General features: G+C 62.1%; 3 protein-coding genes. All 3 read right to left on the minus strand.

Going from position 1 to position 1,294, the window contains the following annotated elements; genetic code table 11:
• Nucleotides 1-138: FAD-dependent monooxygenase (locus EOD07_RS38910; protein WP_164772856.1), on the minus strand; the 138-nt coding region annotated here is incomplete at its 3' end.
• A 107-nt stretch (nucleotides 139-245) separates the two neighbouring features.
• A complete protein-coding gene (locus EOD07_RS34695; protein ID WP_041000668.1) occupies nucleotides 246-794 on the minus strand; it encodes a twin-arginine translocation pathway signal in 549 nt (182 codons plus the stop codon).
• Nucleotides 795-872: 78 nt separating this feature from the next.
• Nucleotides 873-1,268: a VOC family protein gene (locus EOD07_RS34700; protein ID WP_040987135.1), complete on the minus strand. Its 396-nt coding sequence runs from the start codon at nucleotides 1,266-1,268 to the stop codon at nucleotides 873-875.
• Nucleotides 1,269-1,294: the final 26 nt, after the last annotated feature.

A 1,294-nucleotide genomic window follows, 5' to 3' on the forward strand; every position in this document is an offset into this window, starting at 1 on the left:
TTCGTGGCGGGCGCCCGCCTCGAGGATGACGACGTCGATGCCTTTCTGCGCGAGCTCGTTGCCGAGCGTGCCGCCGCCCGCGCCGGAGCCGATGATGACGACCACGCCGTCATTGTTGAGATCAAATGAAGCTGCCATGGTTTCCTCCCATGAAATCTGTCGAAAAGCGGTTCAGGAGCAATTCCAGGAAAAGTGCGTAGCGGTTTTCCGTCCGGAATTGCGCAAAGACAAAGACTTAGAGCGGCCTACAGCCACTCGATGTCGTTGAAGCCGCGCGCGATGTAGCCGCCCTTGGAATAGGACTCGCCCTCGTAGCCGAAGATCGGCCATACCTCCTTCTGGTTGTAGAGGCTGACGACAAGCCCGCCGCGAACCGCCTGGAAGAACGGCGTCTTCTCGATGCCGGTGAGAAGCGCCACTCGCTGCTCCTCCCAGCCAAGCCCGCGATAGCCGCCCTTGCCGGCCTTCTTGTCGAGCTCGGCGATACCCTTCTCGATCAGCTCCTTGTGCGCCGGGTCCTTGGCGGCCGTCTCGTCGTGGCCCTTGACGGCAATGGCGTAGTATTTGTCCGGCACCTGATCGTGCGGGTAGATGTCGCGCGCCACCTGGATCAGCGTCGCCATCGTCTCGGGCTTCAGCGCCGAGGTTTCGAGACCCCATGCGTGTTCGGGGCTAATGACCGCGCTGCCGGAGATGATGAGCAGCGCGCCCGCGCCGCCTCGCTTCAGAAGCTCGCGCCGCGAAAGCCCAATCTTCCTCTCATCGACAGCTTTCTTCTCGTAGACTGTGACCATGATTTCCTCCCTGCTTGCTGTTCGCACCCCCGCGGGAGTGCCGTTGCTGGCGCCGCGCCTCTCCGCGGCAGATGTCCCCTATTGGAAGCGCCCTCCCCGTTGCAGGACCTCGATCTTGTAGCCGTCGGGATCCTCGATGAAGAAGAAGCGGGCGATCCGCGCCCCGTCGTGGTTGAACTCGACGATCTTCTTCGGGTTGAGACCGAGCGCGCCGATCCGGTCGTGCTCGCTGTCGAGATCGGCGACCGAGACGGCGAGATGGCCGTAGCCGTCGCCGAGTGCATAGGGCTCGGTGCGCCCCTTGTTCACGGTCAGCTCCACCTCGAAAGGCGAACTCTCATTGCTGAGATAGACGAGCGTGAAGGTCTCGAAATCGAGCCGCTGCGCAACCTCGAGGCCGAACGCCTTGTTGTAGAAATCGACGGACCGCGCCTCGTCGAGAACCCTGATCATGGAATGGATCGTCTTCGCCAAATCGGACTCCGTGAGCTCTTCTGCTT

This window comes from Mesorhizobium sp. M2C.T.Ca.TU.002.02.1.1, from assembly GCF_003997225.1.

Coding starts and splice junctions, on each gene's coding strand:
- EOD07_RS34695 (WP_041000668.1), bottom strand. CDS start 794: ATGGTCACAGTCTACGAGAAGAAAGCTGTCGATGAGAGGAAGATTGGG.